This window comes from Massilia sp. YIM B02763, assembly GCF_030412015.1.
Lineage (GTDB): Bacteria > Pseudomonadota > Gammaproteobacteria > Burkholderiales > Burkholderiaceae_D > Telluria.
In genome coordinates this window covers 71,872-86,622 of record NZ_JASNRD010000013.1, presented here as the reverse complement: position 1 = coordinate 86,622, position 14,751 = coordinate 71,872, and the positions used below count along the sequence as shown (strand labels likewise).

Below are 14,751 nucleotides of genomic sequence, written 5' to 3'. Positions count from 1 at the left end.
CACCGGAAACTTCATTGTCCTGGCCACGCCGAGCGGCGGCCATCACGGTTTGGGAGAGAACATGAATCAGTCGTTGAAACGGAAAACGGTGGCGCGCACGGCGATCGCGAGCGCGGTGGCGATGCTGGCGCTGGGACTTCAGGCACAGGCGCAGGCACAGGACAGCCAGCAGGCGAGCAGCGGCGCCGGCATCCAGCCGGAGCGTCCGGGCGACGCGCAGACGGTGATCGTGACGGGCGTGCGCGCCGCGCTGGAGCAGTCGCTGCGCCAGAAACGCAGCGCCGACGCGGTGGTCGAGGTGGTGACGGCCGAGGACATCGGCAAGATGCCGGACAAGAACGTGGCCGACGCGATCCAGCGCCTGCCCGGCGTGAACACGCAGTCGTCGGCGGGCGGCGAGGGCGGCTTCGGCGAGAACGACCGCGTCAGCCTGCGCGGCACCAGCCCGAGCCTGCAGCAGACCCTGTTCAACGGCCACGCGATCAGCACCGGCGACTGGTTCGTGCTGAACCAGGTCGGCGGCAACGTCGGCCGCTCCAGCAGCTTCTCGCTGCTGCCGTCGGAACTGGTCGGCTCCGTCGTCGTGCAGAAGAGCGCGACGGCCGACCTGGTCGAAGGCGGCGTTTCCGGCGCCATCAACGTGATCACGCGCCGCCCGCTCGACTTCAAGCAGGCGCTGACCGTCGAAGGTTCGGTGCAGGCCAACTACAACGACTTGCGCGGCAAGACCGAACCGCAGGTGTCCGCGCTGGTGAGCTGGAAGAATCCGGCCAGCACCTTCGGCGTGCTGCTGCAGGGCTTCTCGGAAAAGCAGGCCGTGCGCCGCGACGGCCAGGAGATCCTGGGCTACACGCCGATCAGCGCGACGAGCGCGGCGGCCCAGGCGAATCCGGCGCTGGCCGGCGTCGTCGTGCCGACCTTCATCGGCGCCGCGCTGTTCGAACAGACCAAGAAGCGCAAGGGCGGCGCCTTCGACATCGAAGCGAAGCCCTCGCGCGACGTCGGCATCGACCTGAACGGCTTCTATTCCAAGCTGGAAGCGCCGCACCAGAACACCAACTGGCTGGCCGCACCCGCGAACTCCATCAACAGCGCCGGTCTGATCCCGCAGAACCCCGTGATCCGCAACGGCACCCTGGTCGGCGCCGGCTTCTCCGCCAACTCGGGCGAGGTCGACAACATCTACCGTCCGGATGCGGGCGGCGAATCCTGGTACGTGGACCTGAACGGCCGCTGGCGCGTGACGGCCGACCTCAGTTTCACGGGCAAGGTCGGCAAGACCCATGGCGTGGGCTACGACCGCAACGACGTCTATTACCAGAACAACGTCGACGGCGGCATGGTCTACGGCTTGAACGGCCTGTCGCCGGCCAGCGTCAGCTACCCGGGCGGCACCACCAACCGCCCCGGCTCGACGGCCTGGGCGGGCGGCGGCGAGGCCCAATCGGTCGACCAGGAAAAGTATGCGCAGGCGGACGGCGAATGGCGCGTGCGCGACGTCGAGTGGCTGCAGGCGATCCGCTTCGGCGCGCGCTGGACCGACCACAAGCGCACCGCCGAGCACCCGCTCGAGACCCGTCCGGGCCCGCTCGGCTTCACGAATCCGGGACCGGCCTGGAACGGCGAGCACTATCCGTCCGACTTCGGCTCCGACCTCGGCGGCTTCGTCTTCAACGACTACTTCAAGTACAGCGGCGCGGCGCTGGGCGCCTGGGGCGCGGTGCCGGGCAACCGCCTGCTCGACTACACGCTGCGCCACAACTGGCTCGACGAATTCCAGGTCGGAGAGAAGACGGCGGCCCTGTACGGCATGGCCGACTTCAGCGTCGACCGCTTCAGCGGCAACGTGGGCCTGCGCGCCGTCGAGACGCGCCAGACGACGGTCGTGAACCTGCCGGGCGGCGCCAATCCGATCACCGGATCGGCCTTCGGCCCGTACACCCCGACCACCTATAAACGCACCTATCGCGACTACCTGCCGAGCGCCAACCTGAAATACGACGCGCGCTCCGACCTGGTGCTGCGCGCCAGCGTGGCCAAGACGATGGCGCGGCCGGACTACAGCGCGCTGGGCGGCTCCGTGTCGCTGAACGACGACGCCCTGTCGGGCAGCGGCGGCAACGTCAACCTCGATCCGATCCGCTCGGTGAACTACGACGTGACGGCCGAGTGGTACTACGCGCCGAAAGCGCTGCTGTCGGCCGGCCTGTTCTACATGGACTTCAGCTCGATCGTCGCGCAGGGTACCAGCACCGGCAGCTACTACAACAACAAGCGCGGCACCTTCACCGAGTACCAGATCACGTCGCCCTACAACACGAGCGCCAGGAACAAGGGCGTGGAACTGAGCTGGCAGCAGCCGCTGTGGAACAACTTCGGCATGCTGACCAACTACACGTATGCAGACGGCGAACTGGACGACGGCGGCGAGCTGCTGAACTCCTCGCGCAATACCTGGAACGTGACGGGCTACTACGAGAACGAGCGCTTCTCGGCGCGCCTCGCGTACAACTACCGTTCCTCGTACAAGGCCGGCGTGGACCGCGGCGCCAGCCAGCACGTGGACGGTATGCCCTCGCTGGCGGCCTCGGTGAACGTCAAGATCAACGAGCACCTGACGCTGACCTTCGACGGCCTGAACCTGACCAACGAGACGATCAAGATGTACGCCGAGAACAAGGACCGTCCGCGCGCCTTCTACTCGAACGGCCGCACCTTCTACGTCGGCCTGCGCGGCAAGCTCTGATCGTGCGCAGCCGTCCCATCGACCTGGCCTGGGAGTGCCTGTCCAACCTGGTCGACGAGCAGGTGTTCGCGGCGCGCCTGGTCCTGTCCAACGTCTCCGGCAGGACCATCGCGCCGGGATGGGCCGTGTACTTCAATACGGCCCGTCCCGCGCTGGCGGACAGCGTCTCCCCGGGCTACGCCATCGCCCACCTGAACGGCGACCTGTTCCGCCTGACGGCCGCGAGTTCTTCCTCCGGCGCCGGCTGGGCGCCGGGCCAGGAACACGCCGTGCATTACCAGGCGCGTTTCTGGGCCATCGGCGACACCGATGCGCCGCTCGGCTTCTACCTCGTCGAGGCGGACGGGCGCGTGACCGACCTGGGCGACCCCGAGATCCTGCCGTTCGCGCGCCCGGAGCAGCTGCAGCGCCACGCGGACGACGCCTGGCCGCCGGCCGACGCGGCCTGGCGCTGGCGGGAGAACGCGCAGCTGCAGCAACTGCCGCGTGCCCGTGTGGAGCGCATCACGCCGCAACCCGTGTCGGCGCGTTTCGCAGGCGGTACCTGCCTGCTGGCGGCGGACAGCGAGATCGCGCTGCCTGCGGGCGGACTGGCCGGCGAGGCGGCCCTGCTGCGCGCGCTGCTTGCGCCCTTGCCGCGCTCTGGCAGCGCGGCGCGCATCGTGCTGGACGTCGATCCGGACGGGATGGACGATCCGGAAGCCTACCGCCTCGACATCGGCGCCGGCACGGTGCGGATACGCGGCGCGTCCGCCCACGGCGTCTTCAACGGCATCCAGACGCTGGGGCAGCTGCTCGAAGCGGACGGCAGCGTGCCGCTCGGCCACGTGGCCGACGCGCCGCGGTTCCGCTACCGCGGCATGATGCTGGACGTGGCGCGCCACTTCGCCGCGAAGGAGACGGTGCTGCGCCTGATCGACTGCATGGCGCTGTACAAGCTCAATCGCCTGCACCTGCACCTGACGGACGACGAGGGCTGGCGCCTGCGCATCGACGCCTTGCCCGAACTGACCGACATCGGTTCGCGCCGCGGCGTCGCGTCCGATGGCGCCGCGCTGCCGCCTTCGTTCGGCTCCGGCGCCGACGTGGACGCCTCGCCCGGCACCGGCTTCTACGAGACCGCCGACTTCGTCGCCATCCTGCGCCATGCCCACGCGCGCCATATCGAGGTGATCCCGGAATTCAACATGCCGGGCCATGCGCGCGCCGCCGTGGTCGCCATGCGCGCCCGCCACGACCGCCTGCTGGCCGCCGGCGACGCGGATGCCGCGTGGGAATACCGGCTGGACGATCCGGACGACGCCTCCGTCTACGAATCCGTGCAGATGTGGCACGACAACGTGATCTGCATCGCGCTGCCCTCGGTCGACCGCTTCATCGAGACCGTCGTGGCCCACGTCGCCGCGCTGTACCGCGAGGCCGGCGTGCCCCTGCGCGCCATCCACACGGGCGGCGACGAGGTCCCGGCCGGGGCCTGGCTCGGCTCCCCGCGTTGCCGCGCGCTGATGGAAGAGCGGGGCTGGACCGGCGTCGGCCAGCTGCATGCCGACTTCGTGGGCCGCTGCCGCGCGATCCTGGCGCGCCACGGCCTGGCCTTCGCCGGCTGGGAAGAGAATGCGCTGCTAGAAGGCGCGGACGGCCAGGCCGTGCCGAATCCGGACTTCGCCGGCCCGGACTTTCACGTCTACGCCTGGAACAATGCCTGGGGCTCGGGCAAGGAAGACGTGGCCTACCGCCTGGCCAATGCCGGCTACGAGGTCGTGCTGGCCAACGCCGCCAACCTGTACTTCGACCTGGCCTACGCCAAGGATCCGCAGGAGCCGGGCTATTACTGGGCCGGCTTCGTCGAGACCCGCGATGCCTTCGCCTTCTGCCCGCTGGACATGGCCGCAGGCGAGGCCGCGCGCGACCCGATGGGCCGCCCGGTGCCGGCCGCACGCCTGGCCGCGCTGGAACGCCTGGGCGCCGCGGGCCGGGCGCACATCGCCGGCCTGCAGGGCGAGCTGTGGGCCGAGAATGCCTGTTCGCCCGCGCGCCTCGAGTACCTGGTCATGCCGCGCATGATCGCGCTGGCCGAACGCGCCTGGGCGCCGGAGCCCGGCTGGAGCGCCATCGCGGATCCGGCCGCGCGCAGCGCCGCGATGCAGGCCGACTGGAACGCGTTCGCCAACCGCCTCGGCCAGCGCGAGCTGCCGCGCCTGGACCGGCCGCCGCTGGCCTGGGACTACCGCCTGCCGCCGCCGGGCGCCGTGCGCGCCGGCGATGTCGTCCGCGCGAACGTCGCCCTGCCGGGCCTGGCCCTGCATTACACTCTGGACGGCAGCGCGCCGACGGCGGCCAGTCCGCGCGTCGGCGCGGCGGGCGAGGTCGCGCCCGTGCCCCGGGACCGCGTCTTCAAGGTCGCCGCCTTCGACACGCGCGGCCGCGGGAGCCGCATCGTCACCCTCGAACCGACCTCACTGGACGCGCATGGACAAGGCACACGCTGACGTGTTGAAACCGCAGGCGACCCGCCATCCGCTGGCCTGGGTGCCGACGCTGTACCTGGCCCAGGGCTTGCCGTTCTATGCCGTCGCGCTGGTGGCCGGCCTGATGTTCAAGAGCATGGGCGTGCCCAACGAGCAGATCGCGCGCTGGACCGGCGTGCTGGGCCTGGCCTGGGTGTTCAAGGCCTTGTGGAGTCCCTTCCTGGAACTGGCGCGCAGCAAGAAGCGCATCGTCGTGGCGCTGCAGGTGGCGGGCGGTATCGCGCTGGCCTGCGTCGCGCTGGCGCTGCAGCTGCCGGCCTGGTTCGCGCTGGCGCTCGTGCTGCTGGCCGTCGTGTCGCTGGCCTCCAGCACCCACGACATCGGCGCCGACGGCCTGTACATCGCCAGCCTGACGGCGCGCCAGCAGGCGGCCTACGCGGGCTGGCAGGGCGCCTTCTTCAACGGCGCCAAGTTCCTGTCGTTGGGCGGCCTCGTGATCCTCGCCGGCGTGCTCGAGCAGCGCGTCGGCGCGCCGGCCGCCTGGTCGACCGTGTTCGGCCTGCTCGGCGCCCTGCTGGCGGGGCTGGGGCTGTATCACGCCTGGGCGCTGCCGGACACGCATCGCGGCGGCGCGGCCCCGGCCTCGGTGCGCGCCACGGCTGCGCTGCTGCTGGACGTGATCCGCGCCTTCTTCGCCAAGCGCGGCATCTGGATGGGCATCCTGTTCATCGTGCTGTTCCGGCTGGCGGAAGGGCAGGTGCAGACGATCGGCCCGCTGTTCCTGCGCGACGCCCGCGCGCTCGGCGGCCTGGGGCTGTCGACGCAGGAAGTGGGCGCCATCTACGGCACGGCCGGCACCGCGGCCTTCCTGGCCGGCAGCGTGCTGGGCGGCTACTTCACGTCCTGGCTCGGCCTGCGGCGCGCCATGCTGTTCCTGATCCTGGCGATGAACGTGCCCAACCTCGTGTTCTGGTACCTGAGCGTGGCCCAGCCGGAGTCGCTGGGCCTCGTCACCGCCGCCCTGTCGGCCGAGATGTTCGGTTACGGCTTCGGCTTCGTCGGCATGATCCTGTTCATCATGCAGGTCATCGCCAGCGGGCCGTACCAGACCGCGCACTACGCGCTCGGCTCCGGTTTCATGCAACTCGGCTTCGTGCTCTCCAAGGTGGTCAGCGGCGACATCCAGCAGGCGCTCGGCTACCGCCACTTCTTCTTGTGGGTGGTGCTGTCGGCCATCCCGGTGCTGTTGCTGGCGCGCTTCGTGCGCATGGAGCCTGCGCCCGAGCAGTGACCGTTCCGTATCCCGGCACGGCCTTTTTTGGATGAAAAACGACTTTTATACTCTGGTTGGAGTATAAAGGGAGTATGAAATCGAAAAAGGCCATGCCATGAAACTCGTCGACAGCAAAGCGAAACTGCCGGACACCGACAAGGTGACGATCAACCTGGGCCTGGTCGACCTGGCCCAGATGGACCTGCTGGTCGAGGAAGGCTTCTATACGAACCGCACCGACTTCGTCCGCACCGCCATCCGCAACCAGCTGCAGCAGCACCAGGACGCCATCCGCCAGACCGTGGTGCGCAAGCGCTTCGTCATGGGCATGCAGCGCTATGCCAGGGACGAGCTGGAACGCGTCGCCGCCGCCGGCGAGCAGCTCGAGATCCACGTGCTGGGCCTGGCGACGATCGACGACGACGTCAGCCCCGAGCTGGCGCGCCGGGCGATCGCCTCGCTGCGCGTGCTCGGCGCCTTCCTCGCCCCCGCCGCCGTCAAGGCCGCGCTGGCGGACCGCATCCACACTTCCTAGGACATTCCATGAAACTCAACGACAACTTCGTCGGCGACCTGCTGCAGGCCGTCCGCAACAGTCGGGGCAAGGATCCACTTGCCGCCACCGCCATCATCCAGGACGCGCTGCGCAGCGCGGGACTGCTGCCGGGCGCCGCTGCCGCTCCGTCGCAGCCACGGGCACAGCAACCGCAGCCGCAAGCGCGCCAGCCGGTCGGAAAGCCCTTCGTCGACCTGAACGCGGCACCCGACTGGGCGAAACACTTCAAGATGCCGCAGGCGGGCCAGGCCCGTGCACGCGCGCCGCAGGCCGATCCGGCAGCGCCGTGCCAGTTCCTGCACGGCGAATTCGCCAACGGCGCCGGCAGCCGCCAGTACCGCCTGTACGTGCCGGCGGCGCCGGCCACCGGGCCGCGTCCCCTCGTCGTCATGCTGCACGGATGCAAGCAGGACGCCGCCGACTTCGCCGCCGGCACCGCGATGAACGCGCTGGCCGAGCGCCACGGCTGCCTCGTGCTCTACCCGGAACAGGCGCGCAGCGCCAACGGCTCTAATTGCTGGAACTGGTTCGAGGCGCAGCACCAGTCGCACGAGGCCGGCGAGCCGGCCATCCTGGCGGGCATGGTGCGCGACGTGCTGGGCACGCACGGCGGCGATGCGCGGCGGGTCTATGTGGCGGGCCTGTCCGCGGGCGGCGCGATGGCCGCGATCCTGGCGGCGTCCCACCCCGGCCTGTTCGCGGCCGTGGGGGTGCATTCGGGCCTGGCGGCCGGCAGCGCGCACGACCTGATGTCGGGCCTGAACGCGATGAAGGGCAGCCGTGGCCGCAAGGGTTGCCAGGCTCCGCGCGGGCGCGTGCCCGTGATCGTGTTCCATGGCGACGCCGACGCCGTCGTGCACCCGTCCAACGGCGCCGCCGTGCTGGCCCAGTTCTCGGGCGACGGCAAGCAGCTGCGCACGATCGAGGAGGGCGGTACCGGTGCCGCCGGCCGCACCCATACGCGGACGACGGCGCTGGACGGGGACGGCCGCGCCGTGGCCGAACACTGGGTGCTGCACGGTGCCGGCCACGCCTGGTCGGGCGGCAGTCCGGCCGGCTCGTACACGGATGCCGGCGGACCGGACGCCTCGGCCGAGATGCTGCGCTTCTTCCTGCAGCAGCACCTGGACTAGCCCGGGGGCAGGGCGTTTTGCTATGCTGGCGGCTTCGAGCGCCCGTCGGCGCATCCTTTCATACGGAGCAGTAACATGGTTTCCCTGCAAGAGCAGCTGATGAAGGCCGGCCTGGTCGACAAGAAGAAGGTCAAGGTCGCCAACCAGGAAAAGAGCAAGCAGCAGAAGATCGAGCGCCGCACCGGCGTCACCAGCGTCAACGAGTCGCGCGAGGCGGCGCTGGAAGCCCAGCGCCAGCAGGCCGAGCGCGCCCGCGCGCTGAACGCCGAGCGCGACGCCGCCGCCGCACAGAAAGCCGTCCTCGCCCAGATCGCCCAGATGGTGCAGGTCAACCGCCAGCCCAAGGGCAAGGGCGACATCCCTTATAACTTCACGATCGGCACCAAGGTCGAACGCATCCACGTGTCGGAAGCCGTGCGGGGGCACCTGGTCGCCGGGCGCCTGTCCATCGTCGAACTGAACGGCGCCTTCGAGCTGGTGCCGCGCGTGATCGCCGAGAAGATCGCCGAGCGCGCGCCGGAACGCGTGGTGCGCGTCAACAAGGTCGAGGCGGTGGCGGACGAGGACGATCCGTACAAGGACTTCAAGATCCCGGATGACTTCGATTGGTGACATCCAGGCCCGGGCCATCGCCCATGTCGCAGCCCTCAGCGGCGGAGCGGCGCTCGACCCGTGCCTGCGCGTCACGGTGAATTTCCATCCCGACCGCCTGCACCACGGGAAACCGGTGCTGGCCGTGCTGGCCGACGACGGCATCTACCGTTCCCAGTTCGAGACCGGCACCAGCAACGGCGGGCTCGGTGCCTCTCCCGGCGACGCGCGCTGGCGCTGGGAACAACGCATCTTCGGCGGCGCCTATGACGCGGCCGATCCGGCCGAGCGGCCGAAATACGGCGCGCTCGACTACCGGCGTCGAGCCACCGGGGCGTCCGTGCGCTTCGGCTCGGCCTTCCTGCGCCTGCGTTCCGACGTGCTGGCGCGCTGCACATTCTGCCATCCGGACAGCGTGTTCGAACCCGAGCACTTCGGCACGGCGCAGCACATGGACCTGGTGGCGCGCGCCTTGAGCGCCGGGATCGATCCCCTGGACGACTACATCGAGGCGCACGTGCACGGCGAGCTGCGGCTGGACCGCGACGCCGAGGCGCTGGTGCTCGATCCCTGCTACCGCGGCACGCCCATCGAAGCGGCCGCGCGCAAGCTGCCTTGCGCCCTCGAGTGGCATCCGGGTTTTCGGCTGGCGGTAAAAACGCTGCGCCGCCATCCGGATTACCGCGGCCGCGCTTATGTCGACCTGGGTGAGCGCATCGCCCGCGACGGCTGGCTCGACCCGGCCTGCATCGGCGCGGCCATGAACGGCGGCGTTCACGACCCGCAGGACGTCAAGAAGGTATGGCACTACCTCGCTCGCTTCGGCGACCTGTCGCGTGGCGCGGGCGCTAGCGCTTCTTGACGGGCAGCGCCAGCCAGCCGCGCCACCGTCCGTCCGGCCCGCGCTCCACCCTCTGGATGTGCGGGCGGGTGCTGTCCAGGCGCCACACCGCCTGCTTGTCCAGCCAGTCCTCGTACATCGAGCGGAAGCGCGGCCATTCGTCGGAGAATTCCAGGCAGGCGTAGCTGCCGGCCGGCAGCGTGCGCAGGCCCAGGGCGGGGTCGGGCGCGTGGTCGTCGGCGCAGCCGAAGTCGTAGCAGTATTCCCGCTCCCCCGTGAAACCCGGATCCTCGTCGAACACGCCGTACCAGGGCGTGCCGGGGGCCAGGGGATCGGCGCGTTCGCGCTCGCGGATGAAGGCATTGCAGGCCATCGACAGCGCCGCCCCGGATTGGCCGAAGAAGCGCTGGTAGCGCAGCGTCAGCGCGGGCAGGCTGCGCACGGCGATGCGCGCGGCCACCGTGCCCGGCTCCGGCGGACAGTAGGGCGCGAGGATCGCTTCCAGGTTGTCCGGCTCCGCCACGAAGAAGCTGACGTCGCTCTCGCGCCCGACCTGGCGGTCCATGTAGTCGCGCCAGCCGCCTTCGCGCCAGGCCTTGGCGGACATCGCGAATTGCTGCTTGAAGGCCTTGGCGAAGGCCGCGTTGGAAGGAAAACCGCAGTCCTGGGCGATGCGCACGATGGGCACGTCCGGTTCGTGGCGCAGCAGGTGGGCGGCGCGGCGCAGGCGCCGCTTTCTCTGGTACTCGACGGCCGAGAAGCCCGTCAGTTCGCGGAAGATGCGGTCGAAGTGGAAGGACGAATAGCTGGCCGACGCCGCCAGCGTCTTCAACGCGAGCGGATCGCCGACCGAGTCCAGCATCAGGTCCATCACTTCGTACAGGCGCGAGACGCGCGCGGCGGCAGTCTTCATGCGCGGGATGGTTGTTACAGAAATGAAATAAGTATATTCCGTAAATAACCGTCCCTTGGCAAGCATTTAGGTGGAAGCGTTGTACTAAGAGCCTACCGGAATAGGCTCTGAAGCGCCTCACGCGCCGCTACTGGCGTGTCTTCTCCAGCTTCGACAGATCGAAGCCCTGGCGCTGCAGGCGCTCGAGCAGCGCCTCGTAGGCGTCGTGCGGTACGGCCGGGGTGCGCGACAGGATCCACAGGTATTCGCGTGTCGGCTCGCTGACGGCGACGAGGCTGTAGGCGGGATCGAGGTCGATCACCCAGTAGTCGCCCCACACCATCGGCAGGAAGGACAGCCAGCGCGGCGCGAAACGCACCTTCAGCGTGGCGGAAGCGGGACCGCCGATCTGGCGCGCGCTGCCGATCGCCTGGTCGGGCGTGCCGCCGGCGCGGCGGCAGCGGTTGGCTACCTGCACGGTCTTGTCGGGCTGCAGCGTGTAGGTGGCGGTGGTGAAGCCGGCGCAGTCCTTCTGGAAGCGGTTCGGGTACTTGGCGATCTCGTACCAGGTGCCCATGTAGCGCGGCACGTCGAGGCGCGGGATCGGCACGACCCGCGGCGCGGCGGCGGGTTCGGCCTGGGCGACGGCGCAGGCGCCGAGGAGGGCGGAAAGAAGAAGGGGAGTCAGGTATTTCATGGCCGCCATCTTACCGTGTGAGCTCAGCCGGCGGCGCCTTCCAACATCTGGGCGATGTCCGGATCCTGGGCGAAGGCGTCGGCGAAATAGGACACGAAGCGGTTCACCTTCAGCGACGGCCGGCGCGCCGGCTGGAACACGACGTTCAGCGGCAGCGGCGGCAGCTTGAACCGCGTCAGGATCGGCTTGACGCGGCCGGCGCGGATGTCGGCGCCGTAGATCCAGGTGGTCGAGTAGCTGATGCCCAGGCCCTCGCACACGGCCTGGCGCGTCGCCTCCGAGGTGTTGGACTGGAAGCGCGCATTGATCCGCAGCGTCAGCGGCGCGCCGTCCTCGTCGATGAAGGCCCACTCGTTGGACAGGCCCGTGTACAGCACGCAGTGGTGCCGGGCCAGCTCGTCCGGATGCTGCGGCTCGCCGTGGCGCTCCAGGTAGGACGGCGACGCCAGGATGGCGCGGTGCGCCGTGCCGATGCGGCGCGCGACCAGGCGGCTGTCCTTCAGTTCGCCGACGCGGAAGGCGACGTCGACGCCGGCCGCCACCAGGTCGACGAAGGCGTCGTCGAGCACCAGGTCGATGCGCATGCGCGGATAGCGCGCGTAGAACTCCTGCAGGCGCGGCACGATGTGCAGACGGCCGAAGGCGGCCGGCGCCGACACGCGCAGCAGCCCGCCGATGTCGTGCTCGGCGCGCTGCACTTCCAGGCGCGCTTCGTCGAGCGTATCGAGCACCTGGCGGCAGCGCTCGTAGTACAACTGGCCGGCCTCGGTGAGCGAATGGCTGCGCGTGGAGCGCACCAGCAGCCGGGCGCCGAGCTGGTTTTCCAGCGCCTGCACCTGCTTGCTGATCGCCGACTGGGTCGTCATCTCCTCGCGCGCCACGGCCGAGAAGCTGCCGCTCTCGACGACGCGGCAAAAGGTTTCCATCAGGCGCAAGCGGTCCATCGTGTGCTCTCTCCCATTCCTGTCAGGAATAAATCATATCACTCGTATTGACTATTTGATCCGGTCGGGAATGGGCATAATGGCATCAATGCACGGGGCCGCTACGCCAATCATTCGGCGAACGCGGCCCCTTCATCATTTCCTCTTCATCAAAGGACGAACGATGGCAACCAGCGCAAACGAACCCTTCCTGCTGTTCCAGCCCACCCGCATCGGCGACATCGAGGTCGCCAACCGCGTCGTCATGGCGCCGCTCACCCGCAGCCGCGCGGACGAGGCGGCCGGCGACGTCCCGGGCAGCCCGATGAACGTCGAGTACTACCGCCAGCGCAGCAACGCCGGCCTGATCATCAGCGAGGGCACCCAGGTGTCCCCGGTCGGCAAGGGCTATATGGCGACCCCCGGCATCTATTCGGACGCCCAGGTCGAGGGCTGGAAGCCGATCACCGCGGCCGTGCACGCGGCCGGTTCGAAGATCGTCGCGCAGATCTGGCACGTGGGCCGCATCACCCATCCGGCTTTGACGGGCGGCGCCGAACCCGTCGCCCCGTCCCCCGTCAAGCCCGACGCCGTCGCCTACACGCATGACGGCAAGGTCGACATGCCAACCCCGCGCGCGCTGAGCGAGGACGACATCCGCGCCGTGATCGACGAATTCCGCCGCGGCGCCGCCAATGCGATCCGCGCCGGCTTCGACGGCGTGGAGATCCACGGCGCCAACGGCTACCTGATCGACCAGTTCATCCGCGACGGCTCCAACAAGCGCACCGACGGCTACGGCGGCTCGGTCGAGAACCGCGCCCGCTTCGCGCTGGAAGTGGTCGACGCCGTGGCCGCCGAGATCGGCGCCGGCCGCGTGGGCATCCGCCTGTCGCCTGTGACGCCCGTGAACGATGCCCGCGACAGCAACCCGCAGGCCGTGTTCGGCTACCTGGTAGAGCAATTGAATGCGCGCGGCATCGCCTTCATCCACTTCATCGAAGGCGCCACGGGCGGCCCGCGCGACGTGCCGGGCTTCGACTTCGCCTGGGCCCGCAAGACCTTCAAGGGCACCTACATCGCCAACAACGGCTACGCCCGCCAGATGGCGATCGATGCCGTGCAGTCCGGCGCCGCCGATGCCGTCGCCTTCGGCCGTGCCTACATCGCCAACCCGGACCTGGTGCAGCGCCTGAAGCTGGATGCGCCGCTCAATGCGCCGAATCCGCAGACCTTCTATACCTTCGGCGCGGAAGGCTATACCGACTATCCGGCATTGGAGCAGGCGGCCTGACCCGGCTTCGATGCCACCCCCTCGACGGCGCTGCGGCGCCGTTTTTTATTTTGTGCCGGCGGGATTGCGCGGCGCAGCATCGACGGACGTCCATGTCGCAGGGGTGCCGCTGTTTCGCCCATCGTTTCCATGGGCGGTGCCGCTCGCGCGTCGTTCCGGTGCGTCGGGCCGCGCGGCACGCGACATTTCCATTCATTTTCGTGCGCGAAGGATGGTTTTTGGTGCAATGAAAATCATCATTTAATTTCTTTTATTTAATTATTTTATGTCTATTTGCGTTAAGAAATAGCTATCATTTTCCGCCGAGCGTGTCGATGTTTTTTTCTATGTGCAATGAGTTGTAATTAAAAAACGACAATTCGATGACAGGTGAGAATGCGGTTTTCATAGGGAAATCCAAATCTTATTTTGCGTATTGTTCTATATATAAATTTAATTTGAGAAAATTTGTTCTACATAAATTGTGTTTCTTGCTAGAGTAAAAAGCCGTGTGAATTAGTAAAAAAACACCCCCGTGCCATGGCGACATGGTCCGGTTCACTACAGCGAGAGAGATAATGACCACGATCTTCAGTACGCGTTCCACCGCCCGTTCCGGGCTCACCAAACTTGCACTGGGCGTCACGACGGCGCTGACCATGCTGGCGGCGACGCCGGCCATGGCGACCGTGCTGAATTTCGAGAACGAGATGCCGTTCCCGCTCAACGGCGGCGAACAGATGTTCAATGGCGACTACACGCTGACGGTCGTCGACAACCATGGCAACGGCAAGGGCGGCGCGGGCGTCATCGTCAACGGCAATGACCCCTACACCTGCTCGGCCGACGGCTGCCCGACCGGCAACAACAGCTACTACTACCTGGGCGTGAACGACGGCGGCATCGTCCTGACCCGCAATAACTGGGGTTTCCGCCTGACTGGCTTCGACTATTCCTTCCTCGCCCCGGTGGGCGGCCTGGACGATTTCTCGTACGGCGCCCTGAACCTGGTCGGCACGCTCATGGACGGCTCCACCATTTCCGCCAGCCTGGACTTCCCCGGCTACGTCGACGGCCACCCGAGCTTCGGTGCCGCGCAGCTGGGCAGCGACTTTTTGAACGCCACCCTGACCAGCCTGACCATCCGCGCCTGCGTCAACGTCGACGGCGACGACGGCAGCCTGTCGTGCGTGTATCCGGCGGAGGGCAGCCCGATCCTGAACCAGGCCCAGTTCGGCATCGACAACATCGCGCTGGCCGAAGTGCCGGAGCCGGGCAGCCTGGCCCTGCTGGGCCTGGGCGCCGGCGCCCTCGCGCTGCGCCGCCGCAAGTCGAACGCCTCGTCCGCCAACGCCTGA

At 68.4% G+C, this 14,751-nt stretch carries 12 protein-coding genes; 9 read left to right on the top strand and 3 right to left on the bottom strand.

Going from position 1 to position 14,751, the window contains the following annotated elements:
• Positions 1-61 precede the first annotated feature (61 nt).
• From QPK32_RS16940 to QPK32_RS16910, 7 genes are all read left to right on the top strand, one after another.
• Entirely contained in the window at positions 62-2,746 is a 2,685-nt protein-coding gene (locus tag QPK32_RS16940) for a TonB-dependent receptor (RefSeq protein WP_290413966.1), read from the top strand.
• A gap of 2 nt (positions 2,747-2,748) precedes the next feature.
• Positions 2,749-5,235 (top strand): family 20 glycosylhydrolase, encoded by a 2,487-nt coding sequence (locus tag QPK32_RS16935; protein WP_290413965.1) that lies wholly within the window; start codon positions 2,749-2,751, stop codon positions 5,233-5,235.
• Complete coding sequence (locus QPK32_RS16930; protein ID WP_290413964.1) at positions 5,216-6,505, top strand: MFS transporter; 1,290 nt, start codon at positions 5,216-5,218, stop codon at positions 6,503-6,505. Before QPK32_RS16935 ends, QPK32_RS16930 begins: the two co-directional genes overlap by 20 nt.
• A 97-nt stretch (positions 6,506-6,602) precedes the next feature.
• Complete coding sequence (locus QPK32_RS16925; protein ID WP_290413963.1) at positions 6,603-7,022, top strand: CopG family transcriptional regulator; 420 nt, start codon at positions 6,603-6,605, stop codon at positions 7,020-7,022.
• 8 nt (positions 7,023-7,030) lie between these two features.
• The gene (locus tag QPK32_RS16920; protein WP_290413962.1) at positions 7,031-8,176 is read left to right on the top strand and encodes a PHB depolymerase family esterase; all 1,146 of its coding nucleotides are present in this window, start codon (positions 7,031-7,033) and stop codon (positions 8,174-8,176) included.
• A 75-nt stretch (positions 8,177-8,251) separates the two neighbouring features.
• Entirely contained in the window at positions 8,252-8,788 is a 537-nt protein-coding gene (locus tag QPK32_RS16915; protein WP_290413961.1) for a DUF2058 domain-containing protein, read from the top strand.
• A complete protein-coding gene (locus tag QPK32_RS16910) occupies positions 8,772-9,629 on the top strand; it encodes a DUF3626 domain-containing protein (RefSeq protein ID WP_290413960.1) in 858 nt (285 codons plus the stop codon). The genes QPK32_RS16915 and QPK32_RS16910 overlap by 17 nt, the downstream gene beginning before the upstream one ends.
• Here QPK32_RS16910 and QPK32_RS16905 read toward each other — a convergent pair.
• The 3 genes from QPK32_RS16905 to QPK32_RS16895 form a co-directional block, all read right to left on the bottom strand.
• Positions 9,616-10,521 (bottom strand): helix-turn-helix domain-containing protein, encoded by a 906-nt coding sequence (locus QPK32_RS16905; RefSeq protein ID WP_290413959.1) that lies wholly within the window; start codon positions 10,519-10,521, stop codon positions 9,616-9,618. The genes QPK32_RS16910 and QPK32_RS16905 overlap by 14 nt on opposite strands.
• A 127-nt stretch (positions 10,522-10,648) precedes the next feature.
• On the bottom strand, positions 10,649-11,197 hold the full coding sequence (locus tag QPK32_RS16900) for a lipocalin family protein (RefSeq protein WP_290413958.1): 549 nt from the start codon (positions 11,195-11,197) through the stop codon (positions 10,649-10,651).
• 23 nt (positions 11,198-11,220) lie between these two features.
• Complete coding sequence (locus QPK32_RS16895) at positions 11,221-12,141, bottom strand: LysR family transcriptional regulator (protein ID WP_290413957.1); 921 nt, start codon at positions 12,139-12,141, stop codon at positions 11,221-11,223.
• A 163-nt stretch (positions 12,142-12,304) separates the two neighbouring features.
• Between QPK32_RS16895 and QPK32_RS16890 the strand changes: the two genes are divergently transcribed.
• Together QPK32_RS16890 and QPK32_RS16885 are read left to right on the top strand one after the other, a co-directional pair.
• Positions 12,305-13,414, top strand: coding sequence for an alkene reductase (locus tag QPK32_RS16890; RefSeq protein ID WP_290413956.1), 1,110 nt, complete (start codon positions 12,305-12,307; stop codon positions 13,412-13,414).
• A gap of 557 nt (positions 13,415-13,971) precedes the next feature.
• Positions 13,972-14,751 (top strand): NF038120 family PEP-CTERM protein, encoded by a 780-nt coding sequence (locus tag QPK32_RS16885; protein WP_290413955.1) that lies wholly within the window; start codon positions 13,972-13,974, stop codon positions 14,749-14,751.

Bases quoted from the DNA above. Each gene is read 5' to 3' on its own strand.
- QPK32_RS16940 (WP_290413966.1), top strand. From the start codon at position 62: ATGAATCAGTCGTTGAAACGGAAAACGGTGGCGCGCACGGCGATCGCG.
- QPK32_RS16930 (WP_290413964.1), top strand. From the start codon at position 5,216: ATGGACAAGGCACACGCTGACGTGTTGAAACCGCAGGCGACCCGCCAT.
- QPK32_RS16925 (WP_290413963.1), top strand. From the start codon at position 6,603: ATGAAACTCGTCGACAGCAAAGCGAAACTGCCGGACACCGACAAGGTG.
- QPK32_RS16920 (WP_290413962.1), top strand. From the start codon at position 7,031: ATGAAACTCAACGACAACTTCGTCGGCGACCTGCTGCAGGCCGTCCGC.
- QPK32_RS16915 (WP_290413961.1), top strand. From the start codon at position 8,252: ATGGTTTCCCTGCAAGAGCAGCTGATGAAGGCCGGCCTGGTCGACAAG.
- QPK32_RS16910 (WP_290413960.1), top strand. From the start codon at position 8,772: ATGACTTCGATTGGTGACATCCAGGCCCGGGCCATCGCCCATGTCGCA.
- QPK32_RS16905 (WP_290413959.1), bottom strand. From the start codon at position 10,521: ATGAAGACTGCCGCCGCGCGCGTCTCGCGCCTGTACGAAGTGATGGAC.
- QPK32_RS16900 (WP_290413958.1), bottom strand. From the start codon at position 11,197: ATGAAATACCTGACTCCCCTTCTTCTTTCCGCCCTCCTCGGCGCCTGC.
- QPK32_RS16895 (WP_290413957.1), bottom strand. From the start codon at position 12,141: ATGGACCGCTTGCGCCTGATGGAAACCTTTTGCCGCGTCGTCGAGAGC.
- QPK32_RS16890 (WP_290413956.1), top strand. From the start codon at position 12,305: ATGGCAACCAGCGCAAACGAACCCTTCCTGCTGTTCCAGCCCACCCGC.
- QPK32_RS16885 (WP_290413955.1), top strand. From the start codon at position 13,972: ATGACCACGATCTTCAGTACGCGTTCCACCGCCCGTTCCGGGCTCACC.